This is a genomic window from Curvivirga sp., assembly GCF_965219885.1.
GTDB lineage: Bacteria > Pseudomonadota > Alphaproteobacteria > UBA8366 > Aestuariispiraceae > Curvivirga.
This window is the reverse complement of record NZ_CBDCOT010000007.1, coordinates 162,867-181,323: the sequence shown is the minus strand read 5'-3', so window position 1 is coordinate 181,323 and position 18,457 is coordinate 162,867. Positions and strand designations below refer to the sequence as shown.

At 42.1% G+C, this 18,457-nt stretch carries 20 protein-coding genes; 13 read left to right on the top strand and 7 right to left on the bottom strand.

Features of this window, described 5'->3' with window-relative positions:
• The first annotated feature begins 12 nt into the window (after positions 1-12).
• On the top strand, positions 13-441 hold the full coding sequence (locus ACOQOA_RS01000; protein WP_420546808.1) for a universal stress protein: 429 nt from the start codon (positions 13-15) through the stop codon (positions 439-441).
• A 77-nt stretch (positions 442-518) separates the two neighbouring features.
• On the top strand, positions 519-1,190 hold the full coding sequence (locus ACOQOA_RS00995) for a glutathione S-transferase family protein (protein WP_420546807.1): 672 nt from the start codon (positions 519-521) through the stop codon (positions 1,188-1,190).
• A 56-nt stretch (positions 1,191-1,246) separates the two neighbouring features.
• Here the strand turns inward: ACOQOA_RS00995 and ACOQOA_RS00990 are convergent, their stop codons facing one another.
• Both ACOQOA_RS00990 and ACOQOA_RS00985 read right to left on the bottom strand, forming a co-directional pair.
• Positions 1,247-1,549: an AzlD family protein gene (locus tag ACOQOA_RS00990; protein ID WP_420546806.1), complete on the bottom strand. Its 303-nt coding sequence runs from the start codon at positions 1,547-1,549 to the stop codon at positions 1,247-1,249.
• A complete protein-coding gene (locus tag ACOQOA_RS00985; protein ID WP_420546805.1) occupies positions 1,549-2,268 on the bottom strand; it encodes an AzlC family ABC transporter permease in 720 nt (239 codons plus the stop codon). The genes ACOQOA_RS00990 and ACOQOA_RS00985 overlap by 1 nt, the downstream gene beginning before the upstream one ends.
• 113 nt (positions 2,269-2,381) lie before the next feature.
• On the opposite strand from ACOQOA_RS00985, the gene ACOQOA_RS00980 reads away from it, so the two are divergent.
• A complete protein-coding gene (locus tag ACOQOA_RS00980) occupies positions 2,382-2,930 on the top strand; it encodes a helix-turn-helix domain-containing protein (RefSeq protein ID WP_420546804.1) in 549 nt (182 codons plus the stop codon).
• A 4-nt stretch (positions 2,931-2,934) separates the two neighbouring features.
• Here ACOQOA_RS00980 and ACOQOA_RS00975 read toward each other — a convergent pair whose 3' ends face one another.
• Positions 2,935-4,161 carry an Hsp70 family protein gene (locus ACOQOA_RS00975; RefSeq protein WP_420546803.1) on the bottom strand — a complete coding sequence of 409 codons (1,227 nt, stop codon included), beginning with the start codon at positions 4,159-4,161 and terminating at the stop codon, positions 2,935-2,937.
• Between the two features lie 190 nt (positions 4,162-4,351).
• Between ACOQOA_RS00975 and ACOQOA_RS00970 the strand changes: the two genes are divergently transcribed.
• Complete coding sequence (locus ACOQOA_RS00970) at positions 4,352-4,900, top strand: DUF924 family protein (RefSeq protein WP_420546802.1); 549 nt, start codon at positions 4,352-4,354, stop codon at positions 4,898-4,900.
• A gap of 20 nt (positions 4,901-4,920) precedes the next feature.
• On the opposite strand, the gene iadA is transcribed toward ACOQOA_RS00970, so the two are convergent.
• Positions 4,921-6,081 carry a beta-aspartyl-peptidase gene (iadA, locus tag ACOQOA_RS00965; protein ID WP_420546801.1) on the bottom strand — a complete coding sequence of 387 codons (1,161 nt, stop codon included), beginning with the start codon at positions 6,079-6,081 and terminating at the stop codon, positions 4,921-4,923.
• A 163-nt stretch (positions 6,082-6,244) separates the two neighbouring features.
• Here iadA and ACOQOA_RS00960 point away from each other — a divergent pair, with 163 nt between their 5' ends.
• The 9 genes from ACOQOA_RS00960 to ACOQOA_RS00920 all read left to right on the top strand — a co-directional run bounded on the left by ACOQOA_RS00960 (position 6,245) and on the right by ACOQOA_RS00920 (position 16,038).
• Positions 6,245-6,952, top strand: a complete 708-nt coding sequence (locus ACOQOA_RS00960) for an ABC transporter permease (protein ID WP_420546800.1) — start codon at positions 6,245-6,247, stop codon at positions 6,950-6,952.
• Positions 6,949-7,740, top strand: a complete 792-nt coding sequence (locus ACOQOA_RS00955) for an ATP-binding cassette domain-containing protein (RefSeq protein ID WP_420546799.1) — start codon at positions 6,949-6,951, stop codon at positions 7,738-7,740. The genes ACOQOA_RS00960 and ACOQOA_RS00955 overlap by 4 nt, the downstream gene beginning before the upstream one ends.
• The gene (locus ACOQOA_RS00950; protein WP_420546798.1) at positions 7,737-8,585 is read left to right on the top strand and encodes a substrate-binding domain-containing protein; all 849 of its coding nucleotides are present in this window, start codon (positions 7,737-7,739) and stop codon (positions 8,583-8,585) included. Before ACOQOA_RS00955 ends, ACOQOA_RS00950 begins: the two co-directional genes overlap by 4 nt.
• Positions 8,586-8,730: 145 nt before the next feature.
• Positions 8,731-10,614, top strand: coding sequence for a monovalent cation:proton antiporter-2 (CPA2) family protein (locus tag ACOQOA_RS00945; protein ID WP_420546797.1), 1,884 nt, complete (start codon positions 8,731-8,733; stop codon positions 10,612-10,614).
• Positions 10,615-10,829: 215 nt separating this feature from the next.
• The gene (locus tag ACOQOA_RS00940) at positions 10,830-12,023 is read left to right on the top strand and encodes an ABC transporter substrate-binding protein (RefSeq protein ID WP_420546796.1); all 1,194 of its coding nucleotides are present in this window, start codon (positions 10,830-10,832) and stop codon (positions 12,021-12,023) included.
• Between the two features lie 163 nt (positions 12,024-12,186).
• Complete coding sequence (locus tag ACOQOA_RS00935) at positions 12,187-12,999, top strand: ABC transporter ATP-binding protein (RefSeq protein WP_155155782.1); 813 nt, start codon at positions 12,187-12,189, stop codon at positions 12,997-12,999.
• Positions 12,996-13,703: an ABC transporter ATP-binding protein gene (locus tag ACOQOA_RS00930; protein ID WP_420546795.1), complete on the top strand. Its 708-nt coding sequence runs from the start codon at positions 12,996-12,998 to the stop codon at positions 13,701-13,703. Before ACOQOA_RS00935 ends, ACOQOA_RS00930 begins: the two co-directional genes overlap by 4 nt.
• Positions 13,704-13,705: 2 nt before the next feature.
• Positions 13,706-14,722 (top strand): branched-chain amino acid ABC transporter permease, encoded by a 1,017-nt coding sequence (locus ACOQOA_RS00925; protein ID WP_420546794.1) that lies wholly within the window; start codon positions 13,706-13,708, stop codon positions 14,720-14,722.
• Positions 14,719-16,038 carry a branched-chain amino acid ABC transporter permease gene (locus tag ACOQOA_RS00920; RefSeq protein WP_420546793.1) on the top strand — a complete coding sequence of 440 codons (1,320 nt, stop codon included), beginning with the start codon at positions 14,719-14,721 and terminating at the stop codon, positions 16,036-16,038. The genes ACOQOA_RS00925 and ACOQOA_RS00920 overlap by 4 nt, the downstream gene beginning before the upstream one ends.
• Positions 16,039-16,087: 49 nt before the next feature.
• On the opposite strand, the gene ACOQOA_RS00915 is transcribed toward ACOQOA_RS00920, so the two are convergent.
• The 3 genes from ACOQOA_RS00915 to ACOQOA_RS00905 are packed head-to-tail and all read right to left on the bottom strand — an operon-like array spanning position 16,088 to position 18,454.
• A complete protein-coding gene (locus ACOQOA_RS00915; protein WP_420546792.1) occupies positions 16,088-16,702 on the bottom strand; it encodes a LysE family translocator in 615 nt (204 codons plus the stop codon).
• 49 nt (positions 16,703-16,751) lie between these two features.
• Positions 16,752-17,561, bottom strand: a complete 810-nt coding sequence (locus tag ACOQOA_RS00910) for an AraC family transcriptional regulator (protein WP_420546791.1) — start codon at positions 17,559-17,561, stop codon at positions 16,752-16,754.
• Positions 17,558-18,454 (bottom strand): LysR family transcriptional regulator, encoded by an 897-nt coding sequence (locus ACOQOA_RS00905; protein WP_420546790.1) that lies wholly within the window; start codon positions 18,452-18,454, stop codon positions 17,558-17,560. The genes ACOQOA_RS00910 and ACOQOA_RS00905 overlap by 4 nt, the downstream gene beginning before the upstream one ends.
• Positions 18,455-18,457 lie beyond the last annotated feature (3 nt).

Genomic DNA, 18,457 nt, shown 5'->3' with positions numbered 1-18,457 from the left:
GGAGGACATAAAATGTTCGACCATATTCTTTTAGCGGTAGACATGGAACATGATGAGAGCTGGAAAAAAGCTTTACCGGCCGCTATTCAAAATGCCAAGGCTTTTGGCGCCGCCCTTCATGTTATGACCGTCGTTCCTGACTTTGGTAGAAGCTTGGTAAGTTCCTTTTTCCCATCTGGTCATGAAGACCAGATGATGGAAAAAGCAAATGAAGCTCTACATGATTTTGTAAAGGCACATATTCCCGACGATGTCGCGGTTCAACATATTGTTGGCTATGGCAATGCATATGAAGAAATCTTACGTGTCGCCGATGAGGTTAAAATTGATCTAATCGTCATAGGTGCCCATCGCCCCAAGATGGAAGATTACCTGATTGGGCCAAATGCGGCACGTGTGGTACGTCATGCAAAATGCTCCGTCCTGGTTGTACGGGAATAAATCGTAACTATATGAGTATCGGCCCATTTTTTTAAACTGGGCCGATATTTTTTATATAGACACGAAGAAGATATTCAATGTTAACCCTTCACCATCTGGAAAACTCTCAATCTATTCGAATTTTATGGCTACTGGAGGAATTAGGCGCGGAATATAAACTTGAACACTATAAACGTGTTGGACCGCAAACATTAGCTCCAGAAGAATTTAAGAAGCTGCACACTATTGGAACATCGCCAATAATAACCAACGGTGCGCTTACCCTGCCGGAAACAAATGCAATTGTTGACTACATTCTGGATCTATATCCCGACAACAAGCTCCGTCCATCCGTGGATCACCCTCAAAGAGAGAAATATCTATATTGGCTGCATTCAACACAAGCAAGTTTAATGCCCTTGCTGATGGAAAGCCTTATTTTTAAACGTATGGTTTCAAAAGTACCTTTCTTTATGCGTCCCCCTATTCGTTTAGTTGTCAATAAAGTAAAGGCATCCTATCTATATAGTCGCTATGATCAGATAATGGCTTATATGGATGAAGAATTATCAAAATCAAAATGGTTGACAGGCGATGATTTAACTGCCGCAGATATTGTTATGAGTTATTGTCTATTAGTCGCTGAAGCCCGCATAGGACGTATAGAAAACCGACCTCATGTGAAACGGTTGATTGACCAGATACGTTCCTATCCATCCTTCCAGAGCGCAATGAAAAAAAATGGTGAATTCAATCCATTAAGTGTTTAGTGAAAAGGCAGCTAAGTAAGCTGCCTTTTTATTCCACAGTTAAATCCTTCTATGAACTAAACAAACATTTCAAAATACCTTAAGGCCCATATGGACAATATTCCCGCAACCATCGTCAACGGTAAGTTTCTTGTCGTTAAGGCTATCGTTAGAGAGAGCCCGGCTGCGATATATTCCTGTGTGCCACCAGCGACTAACATTACAGCTAATAAAGACGCAATTAAACATCCTGGCAAAGCATTGAAACTTGCGGCCCAAAAGCCAGTCGCAGGTAATCTAGACCCAAGATAGAAGCCCCCTATTCGAATGGCGAATGTTGCCAATGCAAGACCAATAATTACAATATTCTGATCACTCATTACCCACCTACGCTTTCCAGATCATAGTCACGCGACTTACCTGATAAAACACCAGCGCTTAAAGCGCCGACCACACCACCTATGACCAATGCCCAAGATGTTTCAATCGGCGCCAAACTGGCCAATAAGACGGCAATAGAAATAGAAATAATCCATGGGAACAAGTCTTCCTTACCACGCCATAGACTGCATAAAATTGCGATAAAGGCTGCAGTGAAGGCAAAATCTACACCGATACTTTTTGGTTCGGGAACAAGAGACGCAAAACTCACTCCGGCAACAGTCGACATTATCCAGATCAACATAATGAATGCGCCACCACCTATAAAATACCAATAGCCAACATCAACACCTTTTGCACGTTTGGCATATAATAAAGCCCAGTTTTCATCCGTTGTATAATGTGCCCCCAATAGAATTTGCCATAATGGCCGACCTTTTAAATCGTCTCTTAAAGCAGCTGTCATAAGTAACATACGTAAATTAAGAGCCACGCCTGCTGTAATTGCTGCCATAGCCCCGGCATCCGCTACTAAACGTTCCGTTGCAACGATTTGAGATCCGCCCGCAAATACGAATAATCCCATCATAGCTGTTTGCAAACTACTCATTTGCGCTTGCGCAGCAAGCAAACCGAATGCAACACCATAAACCGCAACGCCCATCGCAAGTGGCGTAATATCCATAACGCCCGTATAAAATTCGGATGTTTTTCTCATCTTAATATCCAAAAATAATTTGTTAAACGAACAACGTACAATATAATGAACCACAACATTATTTGTTCGTCAAATAAAACGTTGTACATTTTGATGAACGATCAGGAAAAATTATGGAACCAAAAGTTGTTATTGCAAATGCGATCAAAAGAGAACGTGAACGTGCAGGCCTCAGCTTGTCTGCATTGGCGACTAAAGCTGATTTAGCGAAGTCAACACTATCTCAATTGGAAACAGGTAATGGAAATCCAAGCATCGAAACACTTTGGGCCATTGCCACAGCCCTATCAATTCCATTTAGTTTTCTATTCGAACATGCTGTTCCTCAACATCAGTTGATCCGCGCCAACGCAGGAGAAACAATATCTTCAAGTGTCGCCGATTTTTCTGCTGTTTTATTAGATAAAACACCCATAGGACGAATGCGTGATATCTATCGTATTCACGCAAAAAAAGGCGAAATTCGTCACGCCGCAGCCCATCCTAATGGCACGATGGAACATGCTATCGTCAGTAGTGGTCAAATGCGTGTTGGCCCGTCCCAAATGACCGAAAAATTAGGCCCCGGTGACTATTATCGCTATCCAAGCGATATTGCCCATAGTTATGAATGCCTCAGCGATGACGCCACATTAATCTTGATTATGGATAGTATTGCTTAGTTTTTTATAGTTGAGACGCACGTACAGCCAAACCATCTGAAATGGCTGTAAAGATTGCTTCTTGGCGCGTTGCTGCATGTGGTAACCTGTTCCCAATCGCTTTTTTCACAAAATTCATTGAACTACTGCCACCAACAAGGACCACATTTTGGACCTGATCTGCCGTGATATCCCCTAACCCAATACAGTCACAAATGGCTGCTTCGATTTTATCCTGAAATGTAAGCATGGAAGCATTAAAATCATCTTGCAGCACCGAGAAACTGAGTTCTCTTTCAATAAAACCCAGATCCACATCAACTGTAGTATCTGAACCATTTAGATCAATCTTGGTTTTTTCTGCAGCAAAGGCCAAGTCATGTCCAAGACGTTCTTCTAATATCGTTAATAGGCGCTTAAAATATTCTGGCTCATAGGCTTGTTTGACCATTTCTTTCACTAGTTTGATATTATCCAAACTGTAACTAAATGGGATCATCGGCCAACTGGATAAGTCTGAATAAAACTTATTCGGTGCTAAAACTTCACCTTGGCTCATTCCTAGTTTCAAAACATGTCCGCGCCCAAAATTCGGCATGAAGTAATTGAAATTCAATAGTTGATCGAAATCGGTACCACCAATATCCACACCATGCGTAGATATCACATCGATCTGTTGCTGATCACGTTTCTTAAACAATGTAAAATCCGAAGTACCACCGCCAATATCGACGACCAAGCCATATTCACCAGCTTGAATATGGTCATTATAAGCCAGCGCAACCGCTTCCGGTTCGGTTAGGAACTCAATATTTTTAAATCCGGCACGTTCAAAGCAATGATGTAAATCTTCTCTGGCCTTTTGGCGTGCCCCCATAAATGTAACAGGGCATCCGGCAACGACATTTTCCAACTGCTGACCAAGTGTCTCTTCCGCCTGCCTTTTCAAGCGGAGGATAAATAAAGAAATAATTTCATAGAAATCACGACGCTGACCAAGCAGCAATTGGCGTTCACCCATCAAGGGAGTACCTAAAACAGATTTCAGAGCACGCATATAGCGCCCCTCATATCCTTCAATTAATGCGGTATTAGCCTCATCACCGGAAAGTAGCTCTTGTTCTTCTTCATCGAAAAATAGCGCGGTCGGAATAGTCACATTTCCATTTCCTAATTCGACTGCTTCAATTTGGCCATTTTTCCATAAAGCCACAGCAGAATTGGAAGTTCCGAAATCAATTCCAGCCCACATAACATTATCCATTTATCAGATTTCATCGCAAAAGAGCGCGCTTTTTAGGCGATTTACTCAAAGAATAAAAGCAAAAAATACAAACAACATTTTAGCTACAAAATTCTTTAATTCACTCTTATGTTGCACCTTAAACACCCGACTTATACTCTACACATAATAATACAGCTTGAAGAAGGGAATTTTAAGTATGAGCCAAGCAAAAATAGATGCCGTAATTACCTTCTGGTTTGAAGAATCTACACCACAAGATTGGTTCACGAAAAGTGATATTTTTGATCAGAAAATTCGCGATAATTTCTCCAATTTGCATACAGCTTTAATGAACGAAGAGCATCAGGATTGGCGTCAAACTGCAAAAGGCTGCTTGGCAGAAATCATTGTTCTTGATCAATTCTCTCGCAACATGTTTCGCAATCACCCCAAGGCATTTGCCTCTGATGAGAAAGCCAGAGAATGTCTAAACCATATGCTTGAAAGAGGTTTTGACAAAGAATTATCTGTGAATGAAAGGAAGTTTACCTATCTTCCTCTTGAACATAGCGAAGATGTAAAAGATCAAGAAAAAGCCATCGCCTGCTATACTGAACTTGGTGATGAACTTGCGCTAGACTACGCACAACAACATAAAGTGATTATTGATCGTTTTGGCCGCTTCCCTCACAGAAACAAGATTTTAGGACGTACTTCTACCGAAGAGGAAATCGAGTTTCTAGAACAACCGGGCTCTTCATTCTAAGCAAGCCTTTCAAAGGTATATTATTCAAATGTGCCTTTGATGACCGCACTACCATCTCGGATATGCCATTTACCACGTGCCATCACATGCTGAATTTCGTTTTGATCACTTAAAATGACTAAGTCGGCGTCTTTACCTGTTTCAAGTCGACCTTTATGGGAGAGGCGCAAACTATCAGCCACATTTGATGTCATGGTTGGAAGAATTTCTTCAAGTGGTATATCTTGCTTTAAGACTTCGTCTAACGTTTCAGGTAATGTCGATGATGTCCCGACACCAATATGCAATAATTCTCCCTGTTCATCAAATTGTGGCAAACAGCCGCCACCATCGGAAGAGATACTGATCTTATCCAAAGGTAATCCTTTTTGATGATACTGCAGAAATGCGTCTGCAGCTGATAAACCATGACCACAATCGCCTTTAGGGAAAGCAGTCAAATCTATTGTCACGCCACGTTCCGGCAAAGCAAGTGCGGCTTCAAATAAACCGATATTACGGTTCACATGTGTGGGATTGTAAGTACGTGCTGGGATTTCAGCCACATCCAACGCCTTTTCCACCAATTCCAGGTGACGCTGCCCATCCCCTAGATGAAGATGAAGAACACCTGCTTTACCGGTCATAAGGCCGGCTACATGAACTTCACTTGCAATTCTTAAAAACTCATCAAAGGTTGGTTGACTTGAACGATGATCACTAATGGCAAGTTCGCCAACGCCAATAATTGGATCCACAAAAACAATATCGCCACGAATTTTTTCCGTTAGCGTGATGGGTGGTACATGGTAACCACCGGTATAACACCAAGCTGATAGCCCCTCTTCACGTAAACCATAAGCTTGTTGAACCAATGTTTCCGTATTACGGGTTAGATCATCTGTCCCTAGCAAGCCAATCACACTGGTGACACCAGCAGATGTAAATTCAGATAATTTAATTGCAGGCACACGGCTGGCAGGACCTGTTTCTCCACCACCACCCGTGATATGTGCATGCCCATCGATAAATCCCGGGAGTAATCTTGCACCTTCTATATCTGTATCTGTTGCTATCAGTTTTTTATCTATATCGGGCTGTTCTTTACCAATATATAAAATGCGTTCATAGGCAGTTAAAATATGGCAAATCCCCTCATCTTTGGGCGAATAAAGATGGGCGTTCCTGATCAGATGTAACATTTCATTTAAACCATTTTTTTAAAGTTTATGCGACAAAGACGCGTATAACGTATTAAATGACGGGGTAAGATTATCAAATTACTTGTTTTGTTTGTAGAAATCTTAACGTAAAAGATCAACAGGATTAATCTTAAGCAACCATTACAAAGATTGAAGATAGAAGATGAATGACATCTGGGAAGCATTGATAAAAGCGGTTTCGCTTGTGCTGACGCTGGATACCGATCTACTGGAAATCGTTGGTCTGTCTTTACAACTCAGTCTAACTGCTGTTGGGATTTCGCTACTTATTGGCTTACCACTTGCAGCATTGCTAGCGCTGACAAAATTCCCCGGACGTAAAATCCTTATTGTGGCGACCAATGTTTTCATGGGTTTACCGCCCGTTGTAGTCGGCCTTATGGTTTATGTTATTCTTTCGCGCTCTGGTCCTCTCGGCGTTCTTGGCCTTCTTTTTACACCAACAGCTATGGTTATCGCCCAGGTCATTTTAGTTGTCCCCATTGTAACCGCCATTTCTCGTCAGGTACTGGAAGATTATCATCAGGAATATGATGAACTCCTGACTTCTCTTGGTGTAAGTAAAAGACGTCGTATTTCGGCTTTGCTTTGGGACGCACGTTTTGCCCTCACGACCGCAGGTCTTGCTGGTTTTGGTCGCGCCGCATCGGAAGTCGGCGCCGTAATGATCGTCGGTGGAAATATTGATCATCTGACACGGGTTATGACAACGGCTATCGCCCTTGAATCCCGTAAAGGGGACTTGGTCATGGCATTGGCATTAGGCATTGTCTTAATCACGCTTGCCTTGGGGATCAATCTCGCTGCCTATCTGATAACTGAAACAGCGAAAAGGCGCTATGCAGCATGAATTCATCCACCAAAACGATCATGCCGTTAACGCTAGAAAATATTAGCTATTTGGCAGGACATAAAAAACTTCTAAAAAATATTTCATGCAAATTTGAAGCTGGTAAACGTTATGTTATTCTTGGTCCTAATGGGGCCGGTAAATCTTTACTCTTACGTATGTGCCATGGTCTTATTCAGCCATCAGAAGGGCAAGTAAAATGGCATGATATCCCAAGTAAAGATGCCGCAAAATATCAAGCGATGGTTAGCCAGCGCACAGTTATGTTACGACGTTCTGCTTACGGAAATATCGATTTCGCCTTAAAGGCCAGAAAAATACCAAAACATACGCGACCAGATATTATAGAACGTGTCATTAAGCGTACTGGTTTAAGCCGCATAATTAATGAACCTGCCCGAGTTTTATCTTTAGGGGAACAGCAACGGCTTGCGATTGCCCGTGCTTGGGCTTTATCTCCTCAAGTTTTATTCCTGGACGAACCAACTGCTAGTCTCGATCCACCTGCAACACATGCTATTGAAGAACTTATTCAAGAAATTTCTTCTGAAGGAACTACCGTAATCATGACTTCACATGATTTAGGTCAATCCAAAAGACTGGCGACTGATGCTATCTTCATGTTTAGGGGGCATTTAAAGGAAATGGCCCCGGCGGAACAATTCTTTACTCAACCCAAAAATGATCTGGCTCAAGCCTTTATAAATGGGGAACTTATCTGGTGGCAGCGTCGCCCAGACAGTGATGAAACACAAGTGACCTGTACGACCTTGGAAACAGAAAAATGAAATATATTCATATCCTAAAGATAACATTCATTGCCTGGGCATTACTTATGACAAACAGCTTGTCTTTTGCCGCAGATGATAAAAATACAATAATTCTAGCATCGACAACCTCGACACAAAATTCAGGCTTGTTTGATCATATTCTTCCCAAGTTCGAAGAAGCATCTGGGATCAAGGTCAATGTTGTTGCAGTAGGCACTGGTGCCGCTTTGAAACTAGCACGAAATGGTGATGCCGATGTCCTGATGGTACATCACAAAAAATCCGAAGAACAATTTGTTACTGATGGTTATGGTGTTGAACGCTTTGATCTAATGCATAATGATTTTGTAATCATTGGGCCCCAAACTGATGAAGCAAAGCTATCTGAAACGAAATCTGTATCAGATGCTCTAAAAGCAATAGCTTTATCCAATAAAATCTTCGTTTCTCGCGGGGATGATAGTGGCACCCATAAACGTGAACTTGAACTTTGGAATCTTGCACATGTAACCAAAGATCAAAAATCCACGAAATGGTATAGAGAAGCAGGAGCTGGAATGGGAGCAACCTTAAACGTTGCTATTGGAATGAATGGGTATGCCCTCACCGACCGTGCCACATGGGTCAGCTTTAAGAATAAACAATCCCACAAAATTCTATTTGAAGGAGACTCAAATCTCTTTAATCAATATGGGATTATTTTAGTCAACCCAGAAAAATTCCCTCATATCAAAGCGCAAGCAGGACAGAAATTCATTGATTGGATGTTATCTGAACAAGGACAGAAAGCGATCGCTAGTTATAAACTGGAAGGTCAGCAGCTATTCACGCCTGATGCAATTTCTATTGATTTATCAAACTAATCACAGGTGATTTTACTTTTTATGATCTTGAGAAAACGGGACTTCTTGCTATTTTGAAAGAAGTCCTGTTATTGTTTTGGGAAACCTATGCTAGGTTAAGATCAGGATATAAAAACGATACTGCATATCGGGGTTGGGGCAGGTCATGGAACTTCTGCAAGACGCATTTATTTATCTTTTGGCGGCTGTTGTTGCCGTACCTATCGCTAATCGCTTGGGATTAGGATCCGTTTTAGGCTATCTACTTGCCGGGATTGTTATTGGTCCTTTATTAGGTTTTATCGGTGCAGAAACTGAGGAAGTAAAGCATTTCGCTGAATTCGGGGTTGTAATGATGCTCTTCCTTGTAGGACTAGAGCTTCAACCCATGATGCTTTGGCGTATGCGTACACGTCTTCTTGGTCTTGGTGGCATGCAAGTTGGTATCACTTTAGGTCTAATTACTGCTATCGCTATCTTCTTTGGCCTGCCTTGGCAAACGGCTTTAGCTGTAGGTATGACCTTAGCGCTGTCCTCTACGGCTATCGTATTACAAACGCTTACAGAAAAAGGGTTAATGCAAACACCAGGCGGACAATCGTCTTTCTCTGTTCTGCTTTTTCAAGATATCGCTGTTATCCCGATGTTGGCTGTTATTCCCTTACTTGCGGTGAATGAATTTGCCCCAGTTGTCGAAAACATGTCCAGCCATGGTGATGGACCACTAGAACATGTTTCAGGATGGACACGTACATTATTGGTCCTTGGTGTCGTTGCAGCGATTATTGCAGCCGGTCGCTATTTTATTCGGCCAGTTTTTCGTTTTATTGCCGAAGCAAAACTCAGAGAAATTTTCACGGCTGCTGCCCTATTGCTCGTTATTGGTATAGCCTTATTAATGGATTTGGTCGGTTTGTCCCCTGCTCTTGGTACCTTCCTGGCCGGTGTTGTACTTTCCAGTAGTGAATACCGTCATGAATTAGAAAGTGACATAGAACCGTTCAAAGGCCTATTACTTGGTCTTTTCTTTATTTCTGTCGGTGCTGGAATTGACTTCGAACTTTTATTCAGAAGCCCTATTTTGATTCTTGGTATGGCTGCAGCTCTGATTCTATTAAAGATGCTGGTGTTACTATTCTTGGCTCGCCGTTTCAAATTACCTTTTATTGATGCATGGCTATTTGGCCTCGGACTTGCACAAGCCGGTGAGTTTGGTTTTGTTCTTTTTGGTTTTGCCAAAGCAAATGGGATCATTCCAAATGAGATTGTAAATACCCTTATGTTGGTGATTGCAATTACCATGCTCTTCACGCCACTGCTTTTCATTATCCATGAACGAGTTGTTGCAAGGGTAGCTCTTAAACATAGCATTGAGGACCGTGATAATGATGAAATCGAGGTTCAGAATAAAGTGATACTCGCAGGCGTTGGACGTTTTGGTCAAGTTATTGCACGCCTGTTACTCACCAATGGTTATCAAGTTACTGTCTTAGACCATGATCCACAGCTCATTGAACAAATGGGTAAAACAGGAATTAAGACTTATTATGGTGATCCTACCAGACCAGACCTTCTACATGCAGCTGGCGTAGAGGATGCGGAGTTATTTATCGCAGCAGTGGATAGCCCAGAGAGTCAAACCATCCTTGTAAAAAATGTAGTTAAAGCTAACCCAAATTGCCGCATTATTGCCCGTGCCTATGGTCGCCATCATGTATATGAGTTAGAAAATGCTGGCGCTCATATCATAATACGTGAGATGTTCGAATCCGCCCTAACAGCAGGGCGTTATGCATTAATCGAACTTGGGCATCATGCTTTCCGTGCAGCACAAAAAGCGCGTGCGTTTAGACGTCATGACCGACAAACTCTCGACTTACTAAGAGAGCATTGGTCTATGGAAGGAGATAATCAAAATTATATTGATGTCATGCGTATTCAAGGCGAAGAATTATACGAAATCATGCAGGCAGATGTATCAGAAGCAGATAATCACACTGCAGAAGAAATCGGGGTTGAAACCGACGACATTGACCAACAAGGTGTCTAAGCTATACATCACGCAACGTATTGTAGTAAAATCCTCTTATATAAGCTACCCATTATTGTGCTATGCAGCATATAAAAATAAACTTTCTGATTGCCCATAAGGGTGAGAAATTCTAATACTATGTTTCCGGCGGATTTTATAATTAAGAAACACGCTGAAAAATTTTTGAACAGACCCAACAGGGGTTTAATGAGTTATCTCAAGGGAGTTTTATTATGAAAAAACTACTTATGTCCGGTGTGACAGCATTGGCATTGGCAGCTGGTGCGGCATCTGCACAAGCAGAAGACATCAAAGTTGGTGTAATCCTAGGCTTCACAGGTCCAATCGAATCTTTGACACCTGATATGGCTGGTGGCGCAGAAATGGCTTTTGCTGAAGCATCTGAAAGCGGTAAATTGTTGGGCGGTTCCACAGTTTCTTCTGTACGTGCGGATAGTACATGTGTTGATGCAGCAGCTGCGACTGCTGCGGCTGAACGTTTGATCACCTCTGACAAAGTTGCAGCGATCATGGGTGCGGATTGTTCTGGTGTAACAACAGCTGTTGCAAATAACACAGCGGTTCCAAACGGTGTTGTGATGATTTCCCCATCTGCAACAGCACCAAACCTAACAGATATTGAAGATAATGGTTTCTTCTTCCGTACAGCACCATCCGATGCACGCCAAGGTGTGATTTTGGCTGAAACGGCTGCTGCACGTGGTTTGAAATCCGTTGCTGTGACATACACAAATAACGATTACGGTAAAGGCTTGGCTCAAGCATTTGAAGCTGCTTTTACAGCAGCTGGTGGTAAAGTTGAAATCTCTGCTGCGCATGAAGATGGCAAAGCTGATTATTCCGCAGAAGTGGGTGCATTAGCGGCATCCGGCGCGGAAGCATTGATGGTATTTGGTTATGTTGACCAAGGCGGTAAAGGTATCATTGAAGCATCTATCGACTCTGGTGCATTTGATACATTCATCGGTTCCGACGGTATGGTTGGTGACAGCATCATCGAAGCTTTGGGTAGCGATATCGAAGGTTTCGTTACAACAAAACCATCCAGTAAAGCTGAAGGTGCTGACAACTTTATTGCTTCTGCTAACGCCGCTGGCCTGAAAGGCGACGGTCCTTTCGTAGCACAATCCTATGACGCTGCGGCTTTGATTTTATTAGCAATGCAAGCAGCTGGTTCTTCTGATCGTTCTGCTATCCAAGCGAACATCTTGAATGTTGCAAATGCACCTGGTGAGAAAATCAACCCTGGTGAGTTAGGCAAAGCGCTAGAAATTCTTGCAAATGGCGGTCAAGTTAACTATGAAGGCGCTACTGGCGTTGAGTTGGATGCCGTTGGTGAAGCAGCTGGCGTCTACGAAGAACAAGAAGTTAAAGACGGTGCATTCGCGACTGTTAAATTCCACTAAGGAATTTCTTCTACGCTAAACAATTTCGGTAAAGCCCGGCACTTTGTGCCGGGCCTTTCCATTTTTAGGACTACCCGTTGAAAGTTAATTTTGAACTTTTGCGATGTTTTCTCTAAAATAAAATTACAAAACTTGGGTAACAATTAGAAAGATCGGCCTCAATATGATTAAGGTTGACAATATACATAAGTCTTTCGGCGGCTTTAAAGCACTGAATGGTGCGTCGCTGGAGATTGAAAAAGGATCGATTACAGGTCTTATCGGTCCGAATGGTGCGGGTAAAACCACATTATTCAATGTCATCGCAGGCGCGTTGGAACCGACTTCCGGTCATGTATATCTGGATGGTGAAGATGTGACAGGATTAAAACCACATGAGTTATTTAAGAAAGGTATGCTTCGTACCTTCCAGATTGCTCATGAATTTTCAACAATGACTGTACGGGAAAATCTGATGATGGTTCCTGACGGCCAATTAGGTGAGAATTTATGGCATGCATGGTTCAGTGGTTCTAAAGTCAAACAACAAGATGCAGAAATCCGCAAAAAGGCGGATGAAGTTATCGAATTTCTTGAAATTTCGCATGTCGCAAACGAACTGGCAGGTAACCTATCTGGCGGACAAAAGAAGCTCTTGGAACTTGGTCGCACCATGATGGTCGATGCCAAAGTTGTGTTTCTTGATGAAGTTGGCGCAGGGGTAAACCGTACCCTACTCAATACGATCGGTGATGCGATTTTACGCCTGAATAAAGAACGCAACTATACTTTCGTAATGATCGAACATGATATGGACTTCATTGGCCGTATGTGTGATCCGGTAATCGTTATGGCGGAAGGCGCGGTTCTTGCGGAAGGTACCGCACAAGAAGTTCAACAAAACGAACAAGTTATTGAGGCTTATTTGGGCACTGGTTTGAAAAACAAACCAATTGAACAGATGGCCCATAAACAAGATGAGGAGGCAAAATCATGAGTTTCCTAATCGGTGAAAATATGGTCGGCGGCTATGGCAGCGCTGATAATATTTTGAAAGGTTGCACCCTTTCAGTTGAACGTGGCCAGATTGCCGTGATTGTTGGTCCTAACGGAGCTGGCAAATCCACAGGCATGAAAGCTGTCTTTGGAATGTTGAATCTGCGCGAAGGTAGTGTAAAACTAGACGGTAAAGACATCACTAATCTGAAACCACAAGAACGTGTGAATATTGGCATGGCATTTGTCCCACAAACACATAACGTTTTTGGTGGTATGTCTGTTGAAGAAAACCTCATCATCGGTGCTTATCGTCGTGAAGATGATTTCTCTGACACCATGGCGCAGGTTTATGATCTTTTCCCGATCCTAAAGGAAAAGCGTAATCAGCCAGCAGGTGAATTATCTGGCGGTCAACGTCAACAAGTCGCCGTTGGTCGTGCGTTGATGACACAACCATCCGTGTTAATGTTGGATGAACCAACAGCTGGTGTCTCCCCGATTGTGATGGATGAATTGTTTGATCGAATTATTGAAATTCGTAATTCCGGTATCGCCATCTTAATGGTGGAGCAAAATGCACGGCAGGCATTAAACATCGCCGATGTAGGTTATGTTTTGGTGAATGGATCCAATCGTTTCACAGATACAGGGCAAGCCTTGCTTGAAAACCCTGAAGTTCGTAAATCTTTCTTGGGAGGTTGATCATGGAAGATATTCTTAACTCAATCATCCTATTGACCAACTTTGTCATTGTCCCGGGTATGACCTATGGCTCTCAGTTAGCCCTTGGTGCACTTGGGGTAACTTTAATCTATGGTATTTTACGTTTCTCCAACTTTGCACATGGTGAAACAATGGCATTCGGTACCATGATTACTATTATGGTGACTTGGTTAATGCAATCGGCTGGTATTAGTTTTGGCCCTCTGCCGACTGCATTGTTGGCTTTACCATTTGGGGCGGCAGCGGCAGTAGCTATCGTGTTGTTCTCTGACCGTGTGGTTTATAAATACTATCGTGAGAAGAAAAGTAACGCAGTCTTCTTCTTGATTGCATCCATCGGTATTATGTTTGTGATGAACGGTATTGTTCGTTTCATCATTGGTCCAAAGGAACAACGCTTTGCTGATGGTGAACGCTTCATCATTAAAGCACGCGAATTTAAACAAATGACCGGTTTGTCTGAAGGTTTGACCATCAAAATGACCCAAGGATTAACAGTCGTCATTACAATCGTTGTGGTTTATGCCCTCTTCCGTTTCTTACAGCATTCCAAAATGGGTCGTGCGATGCGTGCCTATTCTGATAACGAAGACTTGGCATTGCTATCCGGTATTAATCCAGAAAAAGTTGTAAAAATCACATGGGCGATCGCCGCTGTCTTAGCAACAATTGCTGGTGTACTTTATGGCCTTGATAAAAGCTTTAAACCATTCACCTATTTCCAATTGCTTCTTCCGATCTTTGCCGCGGCAATTGTTGGAGGGGTTGGTAATCCTATCGGTGCGATTTTAGGTGGCTTTGTAATTGCCTTCTCCGAAGTAACTGTGACTTATGCTTATAAAAAATTCCTCAAATATCTGGCGCCAGAAGGTATGGAACCAGATAGTTTGATGCAATTGCTATCCACAGATTACAAATTCGCTGTATCTTTCATTATTCTGGTTGTGGTGCTTCTGGTACGACCGACCGGTATTCTTAAGGGGCGCGTGTTAGAATGACCCAAACTACAAAAAACTTCGTTTATTTTGCCATCATGGCTGGCTTATTGGTCGCCGCGGGGGTCATTCAAAGTTGGTCCGTATCATTATCCATTTTTAACCTTTGCTTGATCTCTGCTGTGATGGCACTAGGCGTAAATATGCAATGGGGTTATGCAGGCCTATTTAATGTAGGTATGATGGGCTTTGCCGCTATTGGTGGCGTTGCTGCCATGTTGGTTTCCATGCCGCCTGTAACGGCCGCTTGGGCAAATGGTGGCGGTGATCTTATGATGTCTGGCTTGATGGTTATTGTGACTGTTCTGGCAATCATCTTGATCCTTCGTAAAATGCCAAAAGGAAAGAAACGCAATTACACAATTGCAGCAGCAGTTGTTGCTGGCTATTTCCTCATTCGTCATTTTTATGATCCTGCTGTTGGTGCAATTGAATCCACCGAAGCTGCCAAATATGGCTATTTAGGTGGCTTAGGCATGCCAATTCTGTTTTCCTGGATTATAGGTGGTCTGTTTGCAGCTGGTGCAGCTTGGTTGATTGGTAAAATCTCCCTAGGCCTTCGTGCAGACTATCTTGCGATTGCCACATTAGGTATTTCCGAGATTGTTATTGCCATCTTAAAAAACGAAGACTGGTTAACACGTGGCGTAAAGAACGTGACAGGTTTGCCACGCCCAGTTCCCTATGAAGTTGATCTTCAGGCAAGCGAATGGTTCATCAATATGGCCGCGACTTTCGGCGCTGATCCTATCGAAGCTTCCTCCATTTTTGTGAAGCTTTGCTATGCACTTCTTTTCATGGTGGTTTTGGGCGTTATCTTATATCTGTCAGAACGTGCGTTAAACTCCCCTTGGGGTCGTATGATGCGTGCAATTCGTGATCGTCGCGATGCGGCCTCTGCCATGGGTAAAGATGTTAAGGCACGTCACTTACAAATCTTTGTCATTGGTTCTGCTGTTGTAGGTATTGCAGGTGCAATGTTAACAACACTGGATGGTCAGTTCACACCGGGTACCTATAATCCGCTACGCTATACCTTCCTGATCTGGGTTATGGTCATCGTAGGTGGTTCTGGTAACAACTGGGGTGCTGTCTTAGGTGGTTTTGTGATCTGGTTCCTATGGGTTGAAGCTGAACCTATTGGTTTGTTCGTGATGGAAGTTGTCACATCTGGTATGGATGATGGTAGTGCCTTAAAAGCACATCTCATTGAAAGTGCGGCTCATATGCGCATGATTATGATGGGGGCTATACTCTTATTGGTGATGCGATTTAGTCCTAAGGGCCTTATGCCCGAAGTCGTCAGACATCACGACTGATACATAAGACAAGAAAGGCTGGATTAACTTCCAGCCTTTTTTTATTTTACTATGACTGAACAAAAGGAAAAGTCAGTCCAAACCCTAGCAATATCACTCCTGTCATTTTTTCAATCCGCCAAAGATGATTTTCCAAATATTTTACAAATCTCTTCCTGCCGATTAAAGCAACTATCAAAACATCCCAGGCAAGTACGATACCTGCCATCCATATTCCATACAAAATGCGCATATCTAGACTGGTTTCTTTCGAGACTAATACCGTGAATAACGAAAAATAAAAGATAATATTTTTTGGGTTCAAAGCTGCAGAGAGGAAACCCACAATAAATTGTTTTTTGTAACTATGTGCTTGTAGAAAATTACTGGATTTCTCAGATGAAAAGCTTTGCTTGTTACTCCTGATTAGCAAATACCCAATGTAAACCAAATATAGCGATCCCATATAGGTCAACAAACCAAACACCCAACTTATCTCCCTAATACTTTCTAATCCTAAAATTGCCATAAATACGTAAATCGTATTCGCAGTTGCGATTCCAAAACATATTGAAATGGCGTATCGCAAAGGTAGTTTTAAACCACCTCGAACAATTAGGAAAAAATCAGGACCGGGACTAAGTAATGCTAAAAAATGCGCGGAGGCTAAAATCAGGAATTCCATTTCTATACCTTTCTTATTTTAGAAAGATATAGAAAATGCCAACTAGAATTTATTGTATAAAATTGACCTGATATTCGTTTGGGGTCAGCGTTGTCATTGCTTTAAAATGGCGATGAAAATGGCTTTGATCATAAAAACCACAAGCAATTGCGACTTCAGCTATAGAGATCTCTTGTTGTAATAAATTTCGGGCATGATTTATTCGGCAATTCAAACGATATTCATGAGGTGTCAGATGATAATTTTTTTTAAATTTGCGGATAAGGGTAAACAAATTCATCTCAAACTTTTCAGCTAGTTCTTCGATACTAAACTGATCTTCGAGGTCACGCTCTAAACTCTCTCTGATTTGACCTAATAGCATATTATCGATCTTCAACTCTTGCTTTAAATCGCAAGCCTCTTCAAATATCTCGGCAATAAGCCCTATCAGGCGCTGCTCCAAAATATCTTCATCCTCATCTGCATCCATAATGTCATGCATTAGTTTCATAAAAGACGAATATTTCGTCTCATCAGAAAGATTAATCAATCTAAAAGGAACGAACTTGTCTACAGGCCAAATAGCTTTTTGTAACGCTTCACACCAATTTCTATCCAGATATAGCATAAAAAAACTCCGTCCTGAAGGTGACATAGCATTACAAGAATGCGGAATCTCAGGATTGATAAGAGCTAGTCCTCCTGTCGTTAAAATTTCTTTATGATCAGCGACTTGATAAGAAACTGCCCCCTCTTCCACAGCACCAATACTTAATGTTTGATGCATATGTGTTTTGAAAGTCTTTTTATTGTTGAGGGAATAGCGCAATTCAAAATAAGGAAGATTTCTATGCGTAATAATTCGGTCAGCACTCATCTTGGCTTACTCATATCTATATGATTAGCAATATATTCTACCAATCTTCGCGCAAGTCCTTGTTTTGATACTGATGAGGGCCATACCGCATTGATAGGAAGAGATGTTACTGACCATCCCGGTAATATGTTTAAAAGCTCACCAGTTTCTATATCTTCGGCAATTTGCAACCGTGGTAAAGCAGCGATTCCCAGACCTGCTTTTGTGAGTGAATGCATCGAGAGAACATTATTGGTCTCTATACGAGACGTAAAGTGAATAGTTTCTACTTTACCATCTGGACCAATAACATCTCGTTTCGATGGCAGCATTGCCAACCGTATCCATGGCCATTTAGCAATATCTGATGGGTTTATCGGTTCCGAATATGAACTCGCAAGTGTAGGCGCACAGACAAGAGTTCTTTCAATATGCCCAAGAGTAATTGTTCTAAGAGAACTATCTTCCAAGTTTCCAACCCGAAAAGCTAAATCAACACCTTTCTCAATGAGGTTAGTACGCTCATCCGTAATAATAATAGATAAAGATATATCTGGAAAATCCTGCACGAAACTGTTGATTTGCGTCATAATCGGGTGAGATAGCAGAGCAGAAGACATAGAAATCGATAGTTTACCAGCGATCTGGCTAGAACCTTCTGCTAATAATTCGGTTAATGTTTCTGCCGATCTCGTAAGTGCTTGTGCCTCATTAAATACTTTCCGTCCCGTTTCTGTAAGAGAAAGGCTTCTCGTAGATCGATAAAACAAAGTCGTGTCATAACGCTTTTCCAATTGGGAAATATGATGGCTTACGACGGAAGGAGATAAACCAAAAAAACGCGCTGTTTCGCGAAATGAGCCCGTTTCAGCCGTTTTTGAAAATATTACGAGTGGGCGAAGATCTTCTAACATTAC

Excerpts from the sequence above, each read along its gene's own strand:
- ACOQOA_RS01000 (WP_420546808.1), top strand. The coding sequence starts at position 13 with ATGTTCGACCATATTCTTTTAGCGGTAGACATGGAACATGATGAGAGC.
- ACOQOA_RS00995 (WP_420546807.1), top strand. The coding sequence starts at position 519 with ATGTTAACCCTTCACCATCTGGAAAACTCTCAATCTATTCGAATTTTA.
- ACOQOA_RS00990 (WP_420546806.1), bottom strand. The coding sequence starts at position 1,549 with ATGAGTGATCAGAATATTGTAATTATTGGTCTTGCATTGGCAACATTC.
- ACOQOA_RS00985 (WP_420546805.1), bottom strand. The coding sequence starts at position 2,268 with ATGAGAAAAACATCCGAATTTTATACGGGCGTTATGGATATTACGCCA.
- ACOQOA_RS00980 (WP_420546804.1), top strand. The coding sequence starts at position 2,382 with ATGGAACCAAAAGTTGTTATTGCAAATGCGATCAAAAGAGAACGTGAA.
- ACOQOA_RS00975 (WP_420546803.1), bottom strand. The coding sequence starts at position 4,161 with ATGTGGGCTGGAATTGATTTCGGAACTTCCAATTCTGCTGTGGCTTTA.
- ACOQOA_RS00970 (WP_420546802.1), top strand. The coding sequence starts at position 4,352 with ATGAGCCAAGCAAAAATAGATGCCGTAATTACCTTCTGGTTTGAAGAA.
- iadA (WP_420546801.1), bottom strand. The coding sequence starts at position 6,081 with ATGTTACATCTGATCAGGAACGCCCATCTTTATTCGCCCAAAGATGAG.
- ACOQOA_RS00960 (WP_420546800.1), top strand. The coding sequence starts at position 6,245 with ATGAATGACATCTGGGAAGCATTGATAAAAGCGGTTTCGCTTGTGCTG.
- ACOQOA_RS00955 (WP_420546799.1), top strand. The coding sequence starts at position 6,949 with ATGAATTCATCCACCAAAACGATCATGCCGTTAACGCTAGAAAATATT.
- ACOQOA_RS00950 (WP_420546798.1), top strand. The coding sequence starts at position 7,737 with ATGAAATATATTCATATCCTAAAGATAACATTCATTGCCTGGGCATTA.
- ACOQOA_RS00945 (WP_420546797.1), top strand. The coding sequence starts at position 8,731 with ATGGAACTTCTGCAAGACGCATTTATTTATCTTTTGGCGGCTGTTGTT.
- ACOQOA_RS00940 (WP_420546796.1), top strand. The coding sequence starts at position 10,830 with ATGAAAAAACTACTTATGTCCGGTGTGACAGCATTGGCATTGGCAGCT.
- ACOQOA_RS00935 (WP_155155782.1), top strand. The coding sequence starts at position 12,187 with ATGATTAAGGTTGACAATATACATAAGTCTTTCGGCGGCTTTAAAGCA.
- ACOQOA_RS00930 (WP_420546795.1), top strand. The coding sequence starts at position 12,996 with ATGAGTTTCCTAATCGGTGAAAATATGGTCGGCGGCTATGGCAGCGCT.
- ACOQOA_RS00925 (WP_420546794.1), top strand. The coding sequence starts at position 13,706 with ATGGAAGATATTCTTAACTCAATCATCCTATTGACCAACTTTGTCATT.
- ACOQOA_RS00920 (WP_420546793.1), top strand. The coding sequence starts at position 14,719 with ATGACCCAAACTACAAAAAACTTCGTTTATTTTGCCATCATGGCTGGC.
- ACOQOA_RS00915 (WP_420546792.1), bottom strand. The coding sequence starts at position 16,702 with ATGGAATTCCTGATTTTAGCCTCCGCGCATTTTTTAGCATTACTTAGT.
- ACOQOA_RS00910 (WP_420546791.1), bottom strand. The coding sequence starts at position 17,561 with ATGAGTGCTGACCGAATTATTACGCATAGAAATCTTCCTTATTTTGAA.
- ACOQOA_RS00905 (WP_420546790.1), bottom strand. The coding sequence starts at position 18,454 with ATGTTAGAAGATCTTCGCCCACTCGTAATATTTTCAAAAACGGCTGAA.